Origin of the sequence: Blastococcus sp. TML/M2B, from assembly GCF_016612865.1 — a bacterium.
Lineage (GTDB): Bacteria > Actinomycetota > Actinomycetes > Mycobacteriales > Geodermatophilaceae > Blastococcus.
In genome coordinates, this window is sequence record NZ_JAENZZ010000001.1 from 273,829 (window position 1) to 291,277 (window position 17,449).

A 17,449-nucleotide genomic window follows, 5' to 3' on the forward strand; every position below is an offset into this window, starting at 1 on the left:
CGCGGGACACATCCCCGAACTAGGTTCTCGACCATGGCGGATCTCTTCGACGGCTACCTCCTGGGGCAGCAGTGGGACGAGATGTTCGGCGACGTCGGCGAACCCCGGCCGCCGTACGCGGGCCTGCACTCCTCGCTCCAGCCGATCGACGGCGAGGAGCTGGCCGCGCGGGCCGACCTGCTCAGCCAGACCTACCGCGACGCCGGTGTCACCTTCGCCCACGCCGGCGAGGAGCAGCCGTTCCCGCTGGACATCGTGCCGCGGGTCATCGGCGCCGACGAGTGGGACGTCATCGAGCGCGGGGTCGTCCAGCGGGTGCTGGCGCTCGAGGCGTTCCTCGCCGACGTCTACGGCGCCGGCCAGGTCTTCGCCGACCGGGTGGTGCCGCGCAGCGTGGTCACCACCAGCGCGCACTTCCACCGCCAGGCGCACGGGCTGGTCCCGCCCAACGGCGTCCGCGTGCACGTCAGCGGCATCGACCTGGTCCGCGACGAGGCCGGCGACTTCCGGGTGCTCGAGGACAACCTGCGCTCGCCGTCAGGGGTCAGCTACGTGATCACCAACCGGGCGGCGATGAGCCAGGTGCTGCCCGAGCTGTTCGCCGACCACCGCATCCAGCCGGTCGACGACTACCCGTCCCGCCTGCTGGCCGCGCTCAAGGCCAGCGCGCCGTCGAACGTCGCCGACCCGACGGTCGTCGTCCTCACGCCCGGCGTCTACAACTCCGCCTACTTCGAGCACGCGCTGCTGGCCCGCCAGATGGGCGTCGAGCTGGTCGAGGGGCGCGACCTGGTCTGCGCCGGCAACCAGGTCAGCATGCGGACGACGGACGGGCAGCGCCGCGTCGACGTCATCTACCGCCGCATCGACGACGAGTTCCTCGACCCGGTGCACTTCCGCCCGGACTCGGTGATCGGCTGCGCCGGCGTCCTCAACGCGGCCCGCGCCGGCCGGGTGACCATCGCCAACGCGGTCGGCAACGGCGTCGCCGACGACAAGCTGCTCTACACCTGGGTGCCCGATTTGATCCGGTACTACCTGGGCGAGGAGCCGGTGCTGCAGAACGCCGAGACGCACCGGCTCGACGACCGGGACACCGTCGAGTGGGTGCTCGAGTCCCTCGACCAGCTGGTGCTCAAGCCGGTCGACGGCTCCGGCGGCAAGGGCATCGTCATCGGCCCGCGCGCCGACGAGAAGACGCTCCAGGAGCTGGCCGTGAAGGTGCGTGCGAAGCCCCGCGACTGGATCGCGCAGAAACCGATCGGGCTGTCCACCTGCCCGACGCTGGTGGGTGGCCGGATCGCCCCGCGGCACGTGGACCTGCGGCCCTTCGCGGTCAACGACGGCGACAAGGTGTGGGTGCTGCCCGGCGGGCTGACCCGGGTGGCGCTGCCGGAGGGGGAGCTGGTGGTCAACTCCAGCCAGGGCGGGGGCTCCAAGGACACCTGGGTGCTCAGCCGCCCCCGGCCGGTCGACAGCACGGTGCCGCTGGGCCCGGCCCGCGACACCACCACCATCGAGTTCACCGCCGCCGACCTGCCCGACGAGCCACCGACGCAGGACCCCGGCCCGCTGAACGACAACGCCCTGGCCCAGTCGCAGCAGTCGGAGCAGCAGCAGCAAGGGGCAGAGATGGCCATGTCTGCCCCTCGGGGAGGCGCGGGATGCTGAGCCGGATCGCGGAGTCGCTGTTCTGGATCGGCCGCTACGTAGAGCGGGCCGATGACACCGCCCGCATCCTCGACGTGCACACCCAGCGGCTGGTCGAGGACCCGTGGATCGACGAGCGCCGGGCCTGCGCCAACCTGCTCGCGCTCATGGGGACGCCGGTACCCGAGGAGGAGGCCGACACCGAGCGGGTACTGGCCGGCCTGGCGTTCGACCGGGCCAGCCCGAGCTCGATCGTCGGCGCGCTCTCGGCGGCGCGGGAGAACGCCCGCGGTGCCCGCGAGGTGCTCAGCGCCGAGATCTGGGAGTCGCTCAACGTCACGCACAACGCGCTGCCGCAGCAGCGCACCATGGCCCGCCGGTACGGCCCGCACTCGCTGTTCCGCTTCGTCCGCGAGCGCTCGGCGATGGTGTTCGGGCTGGCCGACGCCACGATGAGCCGCGACGAGAGCTGGCTGTTCCTCATCCTGGGCCGCTCCCTGGAGCGGGTGGACATGACCGCGCGGATGCTCTCCACCCGCGTGCTCGCCGGCGACGCCGCGCCGTCCTGGACGCTGGTGCTGCGCTCCACCGGCGCCTACGAGCCCTACCTGCGCACCTACCGCGGGGTCGTGGACTCCAGCCGCGCCGCGGAGTTCCTGCTGCTGGACCGGTTGTTCCCGCGCTCGGTGTTCGCCTCGCTGGAGCAGGCCGAGGCGTGCCTGGCCGAGCTGGAGCGCTCCACGGTCCGCGACGCGGCCCGGGTCGGCGTCGCCGGGGAGGCGCACCGCATCGTCGGCCGGGCGCGCACGATGCTCGAGTTCATGTCCACCCCCGAGCTGCTGGCCCAGCTGCCGGTCCGGCTCGAGGAGCTGCAGCGGACCTGCTCGGCGGCGAGCGCGGCGGTCACCCACCGCTTCTTCACCGAACAGGCGCCGCAGGTGTGGGTGCCGGAGGAGGCAGGGTGAGCGGCCGATGACCCAGTTCCAGACGCAGGCGCCGCCCGCGCGCAGCGGCGGCTCCCGCTGGCGGCTGCAGATCGTGCACCGCACCCGCTTCCACTACAGCGGGCCGGTGCGCTCCTCCTACAACGAGGCCCGGCTGACGCCGGAGAACAGCGCGCGGCAGACGACGCTGCGCTCCCGGGTGGAGATCGAACCGGGCGCCACCGCCTACGCCTACCGCGACTACTGGGGCTCGACGGTCACCGCCTTCGACCTGCACACCCCGCACGCGGAGCTCGTCGTCACCGGCACCTCGACCGTGGAGGCCGGTCCGGACCTCGCCGCGCACGACCGGCTGGGCTGGTCCGCGCTCACCGGCCGCGAGGTCCGCGAGCAGTTCGGCGAGCTGCTCGCGCCGACGGCGCTCACCGCCATCGACGACGACGTCGTCGCCGCGGCGCGGGAGGCCGTGGGCGACGCGATCCCGCACGACGCCGGCCCGCTGGTGTGCGAGTTCGTGCACGACCGCATGGAGTACCTGCCGGGCTCCACCAACGTGAAGACCAACGCCATGCAGGCCTGGACGTCCGGCAAGGGTGTCTGCCAGGACATCTCGCACGTCACCGTGGGCATCCTGCGCGCGCTCGGGCTGCCCGCCCGGTACGTCTCGGGGTACCTGCACCCGCGGCCCGACGGCGAGATCGGCGCCGCGGTGACCGGCGAGAGCCACGCCTGGGTGGAGTGGTGGGACGGCGGCTGGAACGGCTTCGACCCGACGAACGCGGTGCCGATCGGCAACCGGCACGTCACGCTCGGCCGGGGACGCGACTACGGAGACGTCCCGCCGTTCAAGGGGCTGTTCTCCGGCCCGAAGAGCGAGGGCCACACCGTCACCGTGGAGGTCACCCGGCTCGCCTGACCCGCGACACCCGCTGACTGGTGTCGCTCCACCGGTCCGACCTGCCAGGATGCCGCGGGTGCCCGGGCCGTCCCGGCCGGGGCGGAGCGGATGGGGTCCCATGCGTCGTCGGTGGTCGGTCCTGGGTGCGGCGGCGAGCCTGCTCGTGGCAGCGGGGTGCACGAGCGAGCCGGAGGAGCCGGCGGAGCCCTCGGCGGCGGCCGCGGCCGACGGCGAGGGCTGGACGGTGCTCGTCTACTCGATCGCCGACACCGACCTCGAGCCCTACCTCCTGGCCGACCTGGAGGAGTTCGCCGAGGTCGGGTCGCAGGACGGCCTGCAGGTCGCGGCCATGGTCGACCGCTCCGCCGACTACAGCAGCGACCCGTTCCTCGGCCTGGACGACTGGGTCGGCGCGAAGTACGTGTCGATCGGCCAGGGCGAGGCCACCGAGCTGGCCGACGTGGGCGACGTCGACACCGGCGACCCCACGCCGCTGGCCGACTTCATCGCCGCCGGGATCACCGACCACCCGGCCGAGCACTACGCGCTGGTGATCAGCGACCACGGCGCCTCCTGGCCCGGCGTCGGCGGGGACGAGGGCTCGGACTTCAGCAGCCTGAGCCTGGAGGAGATCCGCAGCGGCATCGCCGACGGCCTGGACCAGGCCGGCGTGGAGAAGCTGGACCTGCTGGGCTTCGACGCCTGCCTCATGGCCACCTACGAGACGGCCAGCACGATGGCCCCGCTGGCCGACCGGATGATCGCCAGCCAGGAGCTGGAGCCGGGTCACGGCTGGGACTACCGCGCCTTCCAGGTGGCCGCCGACGACCCCGCGGTCGACGTCGACACCCTCGGGACCGCGATCGTCGACGGCTTCGCCGCGCAGGCGGAGGAGGCCGGGACCGGCGCCGACATCACCCTCTCGATGATCGACCTGACCGCCATGGACGCCGTCGACGAGGCGGTGGCCGCGTTCGGCGAGGCGCTCGGCGAGCGCGCGGCCGCGGTCGCCCCCGTCGTCGGCCGGGAGCGCGCCTCGGTTCTCTCCTTCGGCCGCGACCCCGACCCCGAGGTGGACACGCACATGGCCGACCTCGGCCTGCTGGCCGCCGAGATCGGCGTGGACGCCCTCGACGTCTCCGACCAGGCCGACGCCGTCATCCGGGCGCTCGACGACGCCGTCCCGTACAAGATCGCCGGCCCGGCGGCACTGGGCGCCAGCGGCCTGTCGATCTACTTCCCGCCGACCGAGGACCTGCTGAACCCCGACTACGCCTCGGTGGAGAGCGCGCAGGCGTGGAGCGAGTTCCTGGCCAGCTACTTCGACGCCGGCAAGGCCATCCCGGTCGAGCAGCAGGCGTCCTTCGGCGACGGCAGCGTCGAGGCGTTCTTCGACGAGGACGGGCTGAACCTCTTCGCGACCTTCGCCGAGGCGGCCGCGGAGAACGTGGTCTGGTCCTCGATCAGCTACGGCGAGCTCGCCGACGACGGGTCGGTCACCTTCTTCGGCGAGGAGGAGGCCGACATCGCCGAGGACGGCTCCGGGGGCGTCCTGGGGATCTACGACCTGACCGTCATGACGATCAGCGACGGCATCGACACCTCGTACGCCTACCTGACGCTGGCCTGGGACGACGAGGCCGAGGTGGGCACCATCGACGTCCCGCTGGCCTACTTCGAGCCCGGCGAGGACGAGGAGTACCGGGACGTGACGCTGACGATCACGTTCGACCCGGAGACCGGGGACGTGCTCAACGAGACCTACTACGGGACGACGTCCGCCGGCACCTACGGGGAGCTCACCGCCGACCCCGAGGGGATCATCGTGCCCAAGCTGCTGGTGGTCGCCGCCGACGGCAGCTCGTCCTGGGAGCCGGCCACCGACGTCGGGCTCTACGCCGACCTGCCGAGCCTGCAGTACGACTTCGAGACGCTGGAGAGCGGCACCGCGCTGTTCGCCCAGCTGTCGGTCACCGACTTCGGCGGCAACAGCGACGCGGTGTCGGCGGAGGTCGTCGTCCCCTGATGCGGCGGCTGCCGGTCCCTCAGGGGGCCGGCAGCTCGCGGTCGGGGCGCAGGTTGCGGATCGGGACGCCGGCGGCCTCGTCGTCGGGGGTCATGGGCGGCAGGTGCGCCGTGCGGGCGGGGACGTACCGCTGCCACCACCCGGGGGCGTCGGCCAGCCAGGCGTCGCCGAGGTCGGTCAGCCGGCCGTCGCTGCCCAGCGCCGCCCAGCCCATGGCGATCCGTATGCCCACGGCCATCAGCACGAGCTTGCCGGCGACCCCGCGGCGGCGGTGGGCGGGCGCCACGTAGATCTGCCCGATGACGCCGGAGGACGGCGACCAGCGCAGCGCCCCGACCTGGTTGGCCCACGACAGGTCCCGGCGGGCGAACGCGGCGCGGTCCAGCAGTGCGCCGTCGGGGGCGTCGGCGGTGGAGAAGGCGACCAGGTCGACCTGGTCGCCGCAGCCGGCCGGGGAGACGACGCCCCACAGCAGCGGCGCGCCCGGGGCCGCCTCGGGCGAGACCAGGACGCGCCGCGGGAGCCGGCCGGGCACCGGGACCTGCGCCTCGACCTGCCAGCCGGCGGGGTGCCGCGGGGGGCCGGGCAGCTCGACGACCGTGCCGGCGGCGAAGTCCGGCGTGGCGACGCCGACGATCACCCGCCCCGGCGGCGCCGCGTGGGAGGCGTACCAGATCCCGGGTGCCGCCGGGTCGATCACCGGGTGCGCCGCCGGGCGACGCCGACCGTCACCGCGCCGGCGGCGACCAGGCCGGCGCCGAGCGCGAGGACGGGCATCGGCGCAGCACCCGTGGCGGCCAGCCGGCCGGAGCCGCCGGACGCCGGGGCCGACGCGCCCGCAGCGGGTGCGGGAGCGGCCGCGGCGAGCGTGCTGCTCGCGGGGGTCGTCGCAGGGGCGGTCGAGACGGGCAGCAGAACAGGGGCGCCGGTGTCGGCGACGCTGCTGGCAGCGGCCAGCGTCAGCAGGAACGGCGCCGTCGAGAAGGGCGAGCCGTCGGCGGACGCGGTCTGCCGGATCTGGTACTGCCCGGGGAGGTACAGGCCGGGGAAGAGCAGCTGCCCGCCCGCGCTGGAGACGGCGCTGACGGTCAGCGGGCTCGCGGCGGCGATCGGCGCGGAACCGGACGCCGTCGTCGGCGCGGCGGCGGCGCAGGTGCCGCCGGGCTGGGTGCACAGCTCGAAGGTCGCGCCGGCCACGGGTGCGCCGCCGGCACCGGTGAGGGTGACCCCGAGCGTCCGGTAGGCGCCCGGGGCCTCGAACACCGCGGCGACCGGGCCCTCGAAGTCCTCGTCGGTGTAGCCGGCGATGGTCCGGCCGCCGGCCGGGAGCAGCACCTGGCCCGAGGTCGGGACGCGGACGAGCTCGACGGTGAACTCGGACAGCGGGAAGAGGATCGCCCCGTCGACGTCGGTGTCGATCACCATCTCGGAGCCGGTGAAGTCGCAGGGGTTCCCGTTGCCGTCGGTGTCCGCCTCGTCCCAGGTGCACTCGATGACGGGGACGCCGTCCGGGAAGTCCTCGGTGTCCGAGGTGTCCCGGTCGAAGACCTTCGTGTAGGTCACGCGGAACGTCGCGCCGGTCCGGTCGAGCTCGGCGTCCGCGGGGAAGGAGCTGCCCGCGCTGACGAGGAGGTCGGGCTCGAGCTTGCCCCAGCCGAAGTGGGCCGCGGTGGCGCTCGCGGGCGAGGCCCCGGCGGCCAGCGGCGCGGGGGTGAGGACCTCTGCGGCCTCCGTCCCGGCCTCGGGCTGCGCGGCGGCGCCCGGGTCCGGCGTCTCGTCGGCCGGGGCGGCCAGGGCGGTGGCCGGGACGCCGAGGGTGACGGCGCCCAGGGTCAGGGCGGTGAGCCCGCCGGCACGACGGGCACGGGCGGAGGTGGCGAGGGACACGGAGAGCTCCAGGGGTGGACCGCCGAGCCACTCGGCGTGTCGAGCGGGAACTGTCCTCGTCCGGGCGTCTGCGCAGGTCAGCGGCGTGCGGCGTGTCCTGACGGGCCGGGGGAGGGGTCTTCGTCAACGTCCGCCATCAGCGCGCGATACTGGGGGGTGATGAGCACCCCCTTGAACCTGGTCAACCTGGAGCGGGTGCACAAGGCGCACGGCACCACCATGATCCTCGACGACGTCTCCCTGGGCGTCGCCGCGGGCGAGCGGATCGGCGTCGTGGGCCGCAACGGCGGCGGGAAGTCCACGCTGCTGTCCCTGCTCACGGGCACCGACGAACCCGACTCCGGCCGCGTGACCCGGCGCGGCGACCTCGCCATGGGCGTGCTCGACCAGCTCGGCACGCTGCCCGAGGGGACGACGGTGCGCGACGTCGTCCTCCCGACCAGCATGTTCGCCAACGAGCACGAGTGGGCCGCCGATCCCGCCGTCCGCAGCGTGCTCGCCGGCCTCGAGCTCGACCGGATGGGACTGGACGCCCCGGTCGCCCCGATGTCCGGTGGCGAGCGCCGGCGGGTGGCGCTCGCCGCGCAGCTCATCCGCCCGCTGGACCTGCTGGTCCTCGACGAGCCGACCAACCACCTCGACGTCGAGGGCGTCGCCTGGCTGGCCGAGTACGTCAACCAGCGCGCCGGCGGGCTCGTCGTCGTCACCCACGACCGGTGGTTCCTCGACGAGGTCTGCACCACGACGTGGGAGGTCGCCGACGGGAACGTGCACGCCTACGACGGCGGGTACTCGGCGTACACCCTGGCCCGCGCGGAGCGGGCGCGGATCGCCTCGGTCACCGAGGAGCGCCGGCTGAACCTGGTCCGCAAGGAGCTGGCCTGGCTGCGGCGCGGCCCGCCGGCCCGCACCAGCAAGCCGAAGTTCCGCATCGAGGCCGCGCAGGCGCTGATCGCCGACGAGCCCCCGGCGCGGGACTCGATGGCGCTCAAGGGGTTCGCCGCGAAGCGGCTCGGCAAGACCGTCTACGAGCTGGAGGACGTCAGCTACGCCGTCCCCACCGAGGACGGGCCGCGCACGCTGTTCCGCGACCTGACCTGGAACGTCGGCCCGGGCGACCGGATCGGCATCGTCGGCGTGAACGGCGCGGGCAAGACCTCGCTGCTCAAGCTGCTCGTGGGGGAGACCTCCCCGGACGCCGGCACCGTGGTCGTCGGGCAGACGGTGTCGCCGGCCTACCTGTCCCAGCACGTGACCGAGCTGCCCCCCAAGGCGCGGGTGCTGGAGGCGGTGCAGGACGTCGCCCGGCTGGCCCGGATCGGCAACCAGGAGATCTCGGCGTCGACGCTGGCCGAGCGGTTCGGCTTCGCGGCCAACCGCCAGTGGACGCCGGTCGGGGACCTCTCCGGCGGCGAGCGGCGTCGGCTCCAGCTGCTCCGGCTGCTCATGGCCGAGCCGAACGTGCTGGTGCTCGACGAGCCGACCAACGACCTGGACATCGACACCCTGACCGCGCTGGAGGACCTGCTCGACGGCTTCCCCGGCACGGTGCTGGTGGTCAGCCACGACCGGTACTTCGTGGACCGCGTCTGCGACAAGGTGGTCGCGCTGCTGGGCGACGGCTCGCTGGCCGAGCTGCCCGGCGGGGTGGACGAGTACCTGCGCCGCCGCGCCGCGGGCGGTGCTCCGCTGTCGACGGCGTCCGGCGGCGGGGGCACCCGCCCGGTGGGCGCGCCCTCGACCTCCGCCCACGGCCGTCTCGGCGGCCGATGCTCGGGCGGCGAAGAAGGAGGTCGGCCGGCTCGAGCGCCGCATGCTCAAGCTGGACGCCGACGAGAAGAAGCTGCACGAGCAGCTCGCCGCCGCCGCGACGGACTACGCGAAGGCCGCCGAGCTGGACGCGAAGCTCAAGGAGCTGCAGGCGGAGAAGACCGAGGTCGAGGAGGCCTGGCTGACCGCCTCCGAGCTCGCCGACGGCTGAGCCGGCACGTACTCCCGGCGCAGCGCGTCCTCCCTCACCGCCGAGCGTCCTCCCTCACCGCGGACCGTGAGGGAGGACGCTCGATGATCAGGTGACCTGATCGTGGCGGGGTGACTCAGGCGGTGGTGGCCTCCACGCGGGAGCGCTGGATCATCCGCAGGCCGATCGCGATCGCCGGGACGGCGCCGACGAGCGCGTACACGCCGAACAGCACCGGGCTGAAGGGCGTCGCCATCGAGGCAACCAGCGACGCGACGCACGGGGCGACCAGCCACCAGCTGATGACGCCGGCCCGCGCCAGGCCCGAGTAGGCGATCACCGGCCCGAGCAGCCCGAACAGGGTCAGCGTGCCGGCGACGGCGACCCCCACGGAGCCGTTCACGGTCTCGAACAGCGCCAGGGCGGTGGCCTGGTCGAGCTCGCTGCCGATGGCGCCGGTCCAGTAGTCGAACTGCACCATGCCGGTGACGGTCACCAGGCCGATCGCCGAGAGCAGCGCGCCGACGATCGTCGTCCTGCTGCCGCGGCGGCCGCGGACCAGCGCCGGTGCGGCCAGCCAGGCCAGCGCCAGCGCCAGGTTCCCGTAGTGCAGGAGCATCGCGGAGAGCGCGGTCCGGCCCTCGTCGCGGGCCAGCGAGGCGATGTAGTCGGCGTCGGACATCGAGTCGGCCGGCGGCGAGGCGGCCATACCGGTGACGTACAGCAGCGAGCCGGCGATCAGCGCGCCGCCGGCGAGCGGTAGCAGGCGGGAGCCGGCGGAACGGGGGCGCTCGTCGAGAGCCGGGGCGGGCGGGGTGGTGAGTGAGGTCGTCATGGCCGGAAAAGCTAGGGACGGCCGGGGGTGCGGGGCGTCCACCGGGACGGACCGATCTCCCTCCGCCGCGAGGGGGACCCGACGGCGTCCCCGTTCGGCCGCGAGGGGGATGTGCGCAGGTCCGCGCGGCCCCTAGCGTGCTCGCATGCCGCGCTGGTCCGCCTCCCTCCCCGACCGCAGCCACCTGGTCTGGGCCGCCGTCGGGCTCGCGCTGGGCAGCATGTCCGTCGTCGAGACGGCGACCGACTCGGTCTTCGACTACGGCATGGCGGCGGCGCTGCCCGGGGTCGCGGTCGGCGTGCTGCTGGCGCTCAGCCCGCGCTGGCCGGCGGCCGCGGCACTGGCCGGCGCGTTCTCGGTCTTCGGCAACTACGCGCTGGGCACCCCCGGTCCCGGGGGCGCCCAGCTGCTCGGCATGGGCGTGCTCATCGGGCACGCCGCCGCGGTGCTGCCGCCCTGGCGCGGTGCCGGCGTCGCGGCCCTCTCGGCGCTGGTCGTGGTCGGCTCCGGCTTCCTGGCCATCCCCTCGCCCTGGGAGGGGCTGTTCTACCTGCTGGTCGCCGCCGCCGCGTGGGGCGTCGGGGCGCTGGTCCACCAGGTGCAGGCGCGCTCGCGGGAGCTGCAGGTGCTCGCGGCCCGCCTGGCCGCGCAGCAGGAGGCCGTCGCGGCGTCCGCGGTGGTCGCCGAGCGGGCCCGGATCGCCCGCGAGGTGCACGACTCCGTGGCGCACTCGGTCAGCGTGATGGTGCTGCAGATGGGCGGGTTGCGCCGGCTGCTGCCCGACCACCCGGAGGCCCAGGAGGTGCTGCTGGGCCTGGAGCGGCTGGGCCGCGAGGCGGTCGACGAGATGCGCCGGGTGGTCGGCATCCTGCGCGACGGGGTGGCAGGGGAGGCCGCCGACCCGGCGCCGCAGCCCTCGCTGGCCCGGCTGGACGCCGTGCTCGACGAGCTCCGCGCCGGCGGCATGCCCATCGAGCTGGTGGTCACCGGCGAGCCCGTCGAGCTGCCCCAGCTCGTGGACGTGAGCGCCGTGCGGGTCGTGCAGGAGGCGCTGTCCAACGTCGTCCGGCACGCGGGCGCCGCCGCCACGCGGGTCGAGGTGGCCTGGAGCCGGGGCCAGGTCGCCGTCGCCGTCTGCGACGACGGGCGGCCGCGGGTGCCGGCCCCGCGGAGCGCGGGCGGCACCTCCGGTGGGCACGGCCAGCTGCACATGCGCGAACGGGTGGCGGTCTCCGGCGGCGCGCTGGAGGTGGGGCCGGTGCGCGGCGGCGGGTACCGGGTGCGCGCCACCTTCCCGCTGCCGGCGGAGGCCGCGGCGGTGCGCGCGTGACGATCCGGGTGGTGCTGGTCGACGACCAGGCGATGGTGCGCACCGGCCTGCGCATGGTGCTCGCCGCCGAGGACGACATCGAGGTCGTCGGGGAGGCCGACGACGGCGCGGCCGGCGTCCGCGTGGTCACCGAGCTGATCCCGGACGTCGTGCTCATGGACGTGCGGATGCCCGGGACCGACGGGCTCGAGGCGGCCCGGCAGATCCTCGTCGCGGACCTGCCCACCCGTGTCGTCGTCCTGACCACGTTCGACGAGGACGAGTACGTGGCCGCCGCCCTGCGCGCGGGGGTGAGCGGGTTCCTCCTCAAGGTGGCCCCGCCGGAGGACCTGGTCGGCGCCGTGCGCACGGTGGCCGCGGGGCAGGGGCTGCTCGACCCGGCGGTCACGCTGCGGGTGATCGAGCGGTACGCCGCCGCCCCGGCCCCCGATCCGGCCCGCGCCGCCGCGCTCGCCGGGCTCACCGAGCGGGAGACCGACGTGCTGGCCCTCGTCGCCGCCGGGCACTCCAACGCCGAGATCGCCGCCCGCCTCTACCTCGGCGAGGCGACGGTCAAGACCCACGTGAGCCGGATCCTGCTCAAGCTGGGTCTGCGCGACCGGGTGCAGGCCGTGGCGTTCGCCTACCGAGAGCGGGCTGGTGACGCCCGGCGGTCGTTGAACGCGGGACGGTAACCTGGACGGCACCGCCGGTGTCCTCCGACGTCTGTGGTCCCCCGAGCCCCTCGAGACTCCCGGAGACCCGTGCTCGCTCTGCTGCTCCTCCACCTGGTCGCTGCGACGGCTGCGCCGTTGCTCGTGCGCTGGTGGGGGCGGCAGGCCTTCCTCGCCCTGGCGCTCGTCCCTGCGGCAGCCTTCGCCTGGACCATGGCCCAGCTCGGCACCGTCACCGGCGGCGACGAGGTCCGCGAGACGACGGCGTGGGTGCCCGCGCTCGACCTCGAGCTCGCGCTGCGCCTCGACGAGCTCTCCCTGACCCTGGCCGCGCTGGTCACCGGCGTCGGCGCGCTCGTGCTGCTCTACTGCGCGCGCTACTTCGAGCCCGACGACGAGGGCATCGGCCGCTTCGCCGGCAACCTCACCGCGTTCGCGGGCTCCATGCTCGGGCTCGTCCTCGCCGACGACCTGCTCCTGCTCTACGTGTTCTGGGAGCTCACCACCGTCTTCTCCTATCTGCTGATCGGCGGCTCCGGCGCCCGCCTGGCGGCCCGGCGCGCGGCCAGCCAGGCGCTGGTGCTCACCACCGCCGGCGGCCTGGCGATGCTGGTCGGGCTGATCATGATCGGGGAGACCAGCGGCAGCTACCTGCTGTCGGAGGTGGTCGCGAACCCGGGCGACGGGCCGTTCCTGATCGCGGGCACGGTGCTGGTCCTGGTCGGGGCGATCACCAAGTCCGCGATGATCCCGTTCCACTTCTGGCTGCCCGCCGCCATGGAGGCGCCGACGCCGGTCAGCGCCTACCTGCACGCCGCGGCCATGGTGAAGGCCGGCATCTACCTGGTGGCCCGCCTGGCGCCCGGATTCGCCGAGGTGCCGGGCTGGCGGCCGATCGTGCTCGGGCTGGGCCTGGCGACGATGCTCGTCGGCGGCTACCGCGCGCTGCGGCAGAACGACCTCAAGCTGCTGCTGGCCTTCGGCACCGTCAGCCAGCTGGGCTTCCTCATGGTGCTGGTCGGCGCCGGCAGCCAGGAGATGGCCGCGGCCGGGCTGGCGATGGTGGTCGCGCACGCCCTGTTCAAGTCCACCCTCTTCCTGAGCGTCGGCGTGATCGACCACGCGACCGGCACCCGCGACCTGCGCGTGCTCTCCGGCCTCGGCCGCCGGCTGCCGGTGCTCGCCCTCGTCGCCGGGCTGGCCGGGGCCTCCATGGCCGGCATCCCGCCGCTGCTCGGCTTCGTCGGCAAGGAGGCGGCGTTCACCGCGCTGCTGGACGGCGGCCTGCCCGACCGCACCGCCGCCCTGCTGGAGCTGGCCGGGCTGGTGCTCGGGTCGGTGCTCACCGCGGCCTACACGTTCCGCTTCCTGTGGGGCGCCTTCGCCCGCAAGCCCGCCTGCGCCGACACCGAGCTGGTGCACCCGCCGACCGGACTCTTCCTCGCCGCCCCGGCGCTGCTGGCGACGGCGAGCCTGGTCCTCGGCCCGGGCAGCCCCCTGCTCGACCCGCTGGCTGCCGGCTACGCCGAGGACCTGCCGCTGATCGCCCCGGAGGCCGAGCACCTGGCGCTGTGGCACGGCCTGCAGCCGGCCCTGGCGCTCTCGGCCATCACCCTGCTCGGCGGCTACGCGATCTTCGCCCTCCGCGCGCCGATCAACCGGTTCCAGCGGAAGGTGGCCGTCGGCGCCTCGGCCGACGAGGGCTACTGGAACGTCATGCAGGGCCTGGACCGGCTGTCGGTGCTGGTCACCGGGACGACGCAGCGCGGCTCGCTGCCGGCCTACCTGGGCACGATCCTCGTCGTCGTCCTCGCGCTGCCCGGCAGCGTGCTGCTGTTCCGGGCGCCGTGGCCGGGGGAGTGGCGCGCCTGGGACACCCCGATCCAGGCGCTCGTCGGCGCGGTCGTGCTCATCGCCGCCGTGCTCGCGCTCCGGATCCGCCAGCGGCTGTCGGCGGTGCTCGTCGTCGGCGTCACCGGCTACGGCCTGGCCGTGCTGTTCGTGCTGCAGGGGGCGCCGGACCTCGCGCTCACCCAGTTCCTCATCGAGACGCTGACCCTGGTCGTCTTCGTCCTCGTGCTGCGCAAGCTGCCCAAGGACATCACCGACCGGCACCGCCCGCGCGAGCGCGCCGTCCGCGGCGTCATCGCCGTCGCCGTCGGCCTGCTCATGGCCTGCGTCGGGGCCGTGGCGCTCAGCTCGCGGACCGCCACCCCGGTCTCCGTCGACTACCCGGAGGCCGCCTACGAGTTCGGCGGCGGCCAGAACATCGTCAACGTGACCCTGGTCGACATCCGCGCCTGGGACACCCTCGGCGAGATCTCGGTGCTCGTCGTGGCCGCCACCGGCGTCGCCAGCCTGGTGTTCCTGCGCCGGCGCACCGGCGGTGTCGAGCGGATCGACCCCGTGCAGCTGGCCCGGCGCACCGACAACCTCCGCCGCGCGCCCCGCGGGCAGTGGCTGGCGGCGTCGGCCGCGCTGGCCCCCGAGCGGCGGTCGGTGGTGCTCGAGGTCATCACCCGGATCCTGTTCCACACCGTCGTCGTGTTCTCGGTGTACCTGCTGTTCAGCGGGCACAACGAACCCGGCGGCGGGTTCGCCGGCGGGCTGGTGGCCGGGCTCGCGCTCGTGCTGCGCTACCTCGCCGGCGGCCGCTACGAGCTGGGCGAGGCGGCGCCGGTCGACCCGGGCCTGCTGCTGGGCATCGGGCTGCTGTTCGCCGGCGGCACCGGCGTCGTCGGGCTGGCGTTGGGCGCCGAGGTGCTGCAGACGGCGATCCTGCAGACGACGCTGCCGGTCCTGGGCGACGTCAAGCTCGTGACCTCGCTGTTCTTCGACATCGGCGTCTACCTGGTGGTGGTCGGCCTGGTCCTCGACATCCTGCGCAGCCTCGGCGCCGAGCTGGACCGCCAGGTGGACGAGAACGACCCGATCGACGCCGCGCCCGACGAGGTGATCGTCCGATGACGCCCACCGTCGTCCTGCCGGTGATCATCGGCGGCCTCTACGCCGCCGGGGTCTACCTGCTGCTGGACCGCAGCCTGACCCGCGTGCTGCTCGGCGTCCTGCTGCTCGGCAACGCCACCAACCTGCTGCTGCTGTCCTCGGGCGGCCCGAACGGCCGCGCGCCGATCCTCGGCTACGCAGAACCCGAGGAGATGACCGACCCGATGCCCCAGGCGCTGATCCTCACCGCCATCGTCATCACCTTCGGGATCTCCGCGTTCCTGCTGGCGATCATCTACCGCTCCTGGCGGCTGGTCCGGCAGGAGGTCGTCGGGGTGGACGAGGAGGACCGCCGGGTGGCGCGCCGCTCGCGCAGCACCGACGCCGACGAGATCGACCCGGACGACCTCGCCCCCGAGGACCGCCCGGCCGGGCACGCCGACAGCCTGCAGTCCGACGCCGAGGTGGAGGCGCTGCTGGAGCAACGGCTCCCCGGCATCCCCTCCGACGACGTCGACCTGCCGGTCTGGGGAAGGCGGGAACCGGTGATCAGCGTCCTGACCCCCCTGCCGGTGCTGCTGCCGCTCCTGGGCGCAGCCGCGGCGCTGCTGGTCGGCGGGCGGCACCCGGGCGTGCAGCGGGCGCTGAGCATCGTGGTGCTCACCGCGGTGCTCACCGTCTCGGTCGTGCTGCTCGTCATCGCCGACTCCGACGGCGCCGCCTCGGTCTCCGTGGGCGGCTGGCCGGTGCCGCTGGGCATCGTGCTGGTCGTCGACCGGCTGTCGGCTCTCATGCTGGTGGTCGCGGCGACGGTGGCGCTCGGGGTGCTCGTGTTCGCCGTCGGCCAGGGCTCGGCCGACGGCGACGAGGAGACGCCGCTGTCGATCTTCCACCCGACGTTCCTGGTGCTGATCGCGGGCGTGGCCAACGCGTTCCTCGCCGGCGACCTGTTCAACCTCTACGTCGGCTTCGAGATCCTGCTGACCGCCAGCTACGTGCTGCTGACCCTCGGCGGCTCGGCCCCCCGCATCCGCGCCGGCATCACCTACATCGTGGTGAGCCTGCTGTCGTCGCTGATCTTCCTCGCCGCGATCGCGCTGGTCTACGCGTCGACCGGCACGGTGAACCTGGCCCAGCTCGCCGTCCGGCTGCAGGAGCTGCCCGACGGCACCCAGCTGTTGCTGCAGTCGATGCTGCTCATCGCGTTCGCCATCAAGGCGGCGGTCTTCCCGCTGTCGGCGTGGTTGCCGGACAGCTACCCGACCGCGCCGGCGCCGGTCACCGCGGTGTTCGCCGGCCTGCTGACCAAGGTCGGCGTCTACGCGATCATCCGCACCCAGACGCTGCTGTTCCCGGGTGGGGCGTTCGACGGGATCCTCATGTGGGCGGCGCTCGCGACGATGGTGATCGGCATCCTCGGTGCGGTGGCGCAGACCGACATCCGGCGGATCCTGTCGTTCACGCTGGTCAGCCACATCGGCTACATGGTGTTCGGCATCGCGCTGGCCTCCACCGCGGGGCTGGCCGGCGCGATCTTCTACGTCGTCCACCACATCGCCATCCAGACCACGCTGTTCCTGGTCGCCGGGCTCGTCGAGCGGCAGGGCGGGTCGACGTCGGTGGACCGGCTGGGCGGCCTCGCGACGGCGTCGCCGCTGCTCGCCGTCCTGTACTTCGTGCCGGCCATGAACCTGGCGGGGATCCCACCGTTCTCCGGCTTCATCGGCAAGGTCGGGCTGCTCGAGGCGGGCATCGACGACGGCGGCACGCTGCCGGTGGTGCTGGTCGTGGGCGGCGTCGTGACCAGCCTGCTCACGCTGGTGGCGATCTCGCGGGTCTGGAACCGCGCGTTCTGGCGGCCACCGGCGCAGTCGGCGGCGCAGGATTCCTCGGACGCCGCGGCCGCCGACGCCGGGCCGGAGCTGCAGCCGGCGGGCGTGTCCGCCGACGCCCCGGGTGCCGCGGAGACCGACGCCGGGGGTGCCGACGAGGCGGCCGCAGCGGGCGCGTCGGCGGCCGGGGGACGCCGGGCCGCGCGGCGCGCGGCGTGGCTGCGGCACACCGCCGTCGCGACCGACTCCGAGCCGGCCGAGGCCGGGCGGGGCGGGGAGCGCGGGCGGGGCCGGGAACGGCCGCTGGAGCCGCTGCCCCGGGTGATGGTCGGGGCCACCGCGGCGATGGTCGTGGTGACCGTGGGCCTCACCGCCGTCGCCGGCCCGCTGTACGGGGTGGCGATGCGCGCTGCCGAGGACCTGCGGGACCGGACGCCGTACATCTCCGCCGTCTTCGGAGCGGAGGACGCGCAGTGAGCGCCGGGGGG

General features: G+C 74.3%; 12 protein-coding genes and 1 pseudogene. 10 read left to right on the plus strand and 3 right to left on the minus strand.

Annotated elements, in window-relative coordinates; translation table 11 throughout:
• Positions 1-33: 33 nt before the first annotated feature.
• The 4 genes from JKP75_RS01255 to JKP75_RS01270 all read left to right on the plus strand — a co-directional run bounded on the left by JKP75_RS01255 (position 34) and on the right by JKP75_RS01270 (position 5,518).
• Complete coding sequence (locus JKP75_RS01255; RefSeq protein ID WP_200492696.1) at positions 34-1,671, plus strand: circularly permuted type 2 ATP-grasp protein; 1,638 nt, start codon at positions 34-36, stop codon at positions 1,669-1,671.
• Entirely contained in the window at positions 1,665-2,615 is a 951-nt protein-coding gene (locus tag JKP75_RS01260) for an alpha-E domain-containing protein (RefSeq protein ID WP_200492697.1), read from the plus strand. The genes JKP75_RS01255 and JKP75_RS01260 overlap by 7 nt, the downstream gene beginning before the upstream one ends.
• A 7-nt stretch (positions 2,616-2,622) precedes the next feature.
• Complete coding sequence (locus tag JKP75_RS01265) at positions 2,623-3,510, plus strand: transglutaminase family protein (RefSeq protein ID WP_200489495.1); 888 nt, start codon at positions 2,623-2,625, stop codon at positions 3,508-3,510.
• Between the two features lie 100 nt (positions 3,511-3,610).
• Positions 3,611-5,518: a clostripain-related cysteine peptidase gene (locus tag JKP75_RS01270; RefSeq protein WP_200489494.1), complete on the plus strand. Its 1,908-nt coding sequence runs from the start codon at positions 3,611-3,613 to the stop codon at positions 5,516-5,518.
• 19 nt (positions 5,519-5,537) lie between these two features.
• On the opposite strand, the gene JKP75_RS01275 is transcribed toward JKP75_RS01270, so the two are convergent.
• Positions 5,538-6,218: a hypothetical protein gene (locus JKP75_RS01275; RefSeq protein ID WP_200489493.1), complete on the minus strand. Its 681-nt coding sequence runs from the start codon at positions 6,216-6,218 to the stop codon at positions 5,538-5,540.
• Positions 6,215-7,405 carry a hypothetical protein gene (locus tag JKP75_RS01280; RefSeq protein WP_200489492.1) on the minus strand — a complete coding sequence of 397 codons (1,191 nt, stop codon included), beginning with the start codon at positions 7,403-7,405 and terminating at the stop codon, positions 6,215-6,217. The genes JKP75_RS01275 and JKP75_RS01280 overlap by 4 nt, the downstream gene beginning before the upstream one ends.
• A 219-nt stretch (positions 7,406-7,624) precedes the next feature.
• Between JKP75_RS01280 and JKP75_RS24255 the strand changes: the two are divergent.
• Positions 7,625-8,833 (plus strand): annotated as a pseudogene (locus JKP75_RS24255) (ABC-F family ATP-binding cassette domain-containing protein); the annotation flags it as partial.
• A 385-nt stretch (positions 8,834-9,218) separates the two neighbouring features.
• Positions 9,219-9,386 carry a hypothetical protein gene (locus JKP75_RS24260; protein ID WP_375539229.1) on the plus strand — a complete coding sequence of 56 codons (168 nt, stop codon included), beginning with the start codon at positions 9,219-9,221 and terminating at the stop codon, positions 9,384-9,386.
• Between the two features lie 115 nt (positions 9,387-9,501).
• Here the strand turns inward: JKP75_RS24260 and JKP75_RS01290 are convergent, their stop codons facing one another.
• Complete coding sequence (locus tag JKP75_RS01290; protein WP_200489491.1) at positions 9,502-10,200, minus strand: hypothetical protein; 699 nt, start codon at positions 10,198-10,200, stop codon at positions 9,502-9,504.
• A 145-nt stretch (positions 10,201-10,345) separates the two neighbouring features.
• Between JKP75_RS01290 and JKP75_RS01295 the strand changes: the two genes are divergently transcribed.
• The 4 genes from JKP75_RS01295 to JKP75_RS01315 all read left to right on the plus strand — a co-directional run bounded on the left by JKP75_RS01295 (position 10,346) and on the right by JKP75_RS01315 (position 17,438).
• On the plus strand, positions 10,346-11,530 hold the full coding sequence (locus JKP75_RS01295; protein ID WP_200489490.1) for a sensor histidine kinase: 1,185 nt from the start codon (positions 10,346-10,348) through the stop codon (positions 11,528-11,530).
• Positions 11,527-12,204: a response regulator transcription factor gene (locus JKP75_RS01300; protein ID WP_200492698.1), complete on the plus strand. Its 678-nt coding sequence runs from the start codon at positions 11,527-11,529 to the stop codon at positions 12,202-12,204. Before JKP75_RS01295 ends, JKP75_RS01300 begins: the two co-directional genes overlap by 4 nt.
• Before the next feature lie 69 nt (positions 12,205-12,273).
• Positions 12,274-15,150 carry a Na+/H+ antiporter subunit A gene (locus JKP75_RS01305; protein WP_200489488.1) on the plus strand — a complete coding sequence of 959 codons (2,877 nt, stop codon included), beginning with the start codon at positions 12,274-12,276 and terminating at the stop codon, positions 15,148-15,150.
• Positions 15,147-17,438, plus strand: a complete 2,292-nt coding sequence (locus tag JKP75_RS01315; RefSeq protein WP_242472732.1) for a Na+/H+ antiporter subunit D — start codon at positions 15,147-15,149, stop codon at positions 17,436-17,438. The genes JKP75_RS01305 and JKP75_RS01315 overlap by 4 nt, the downstream gene beginning before the upstream one ends.
• The last annotated feature ends 11 nt before the right edge of the window (positions 17,439-17,449 follow it).

Bases quoted from the DNA above. Each gene is read 5' to 3' on its own strand.
- JKP75_RS01255 (WP_200492696.1), top strand. From the start codon at position 34: ATGGCGGATCTCTTCGACGGCTACCTCCTGGGGCAGCAGTGGGACGAG.
- JKP75_RS01260 (WP_200492697.1), top strand. From the start codon at position 1,665: ATGCTGAGCCGGATCGCGGAGTCGCTGTTCTGGATCGGCCGCTACGTA.
- JKP75_RS01265 (WP_200489495.1), top strand. From the start codon at position 2,623: ATGACCCAGTTCCAGACGCAGGCGCCGCCCGCGCGCAGCGGCGGCTCC.
- JKP75_RS01270 (WP_200489494.1), top strand. From the start codon at position 3,611: ATGCGTCGTCGGTGGTCGGTCCTGGGTGCGGCGGCGAGCCTGCTCGTG.
- JKP75_RS24260 (WP_375539229.1), top strand. From the start codon at position 9,219: ATGCTCAAGCTGGACGCCGACGAGAAGAAGCTGCACGAGCAGCTCGCC.
- JKP75_RS01290 (WP_200489491.1), bottom strand. From the start codon at position 10,200: ATGACGACCTCACTCACCACCCCGCCCGCCCCGGCTCTCGACGAGCGC.
- JKP75_RS01295 (WP_200489490.1), top strand. From the start codon at position 10,346: ATGCCGCGCTGGTCCGCCTCCCTCCCCGACCGCAGCCACCTGGTCTGG.
- JKP75_RS01315 (WP_242472732.1), top strand. From the start codon at position 15,147: ATGACGCCCACCGTCGTCCTGCCGGTGATCATCGGCGGCCTCTACGCC.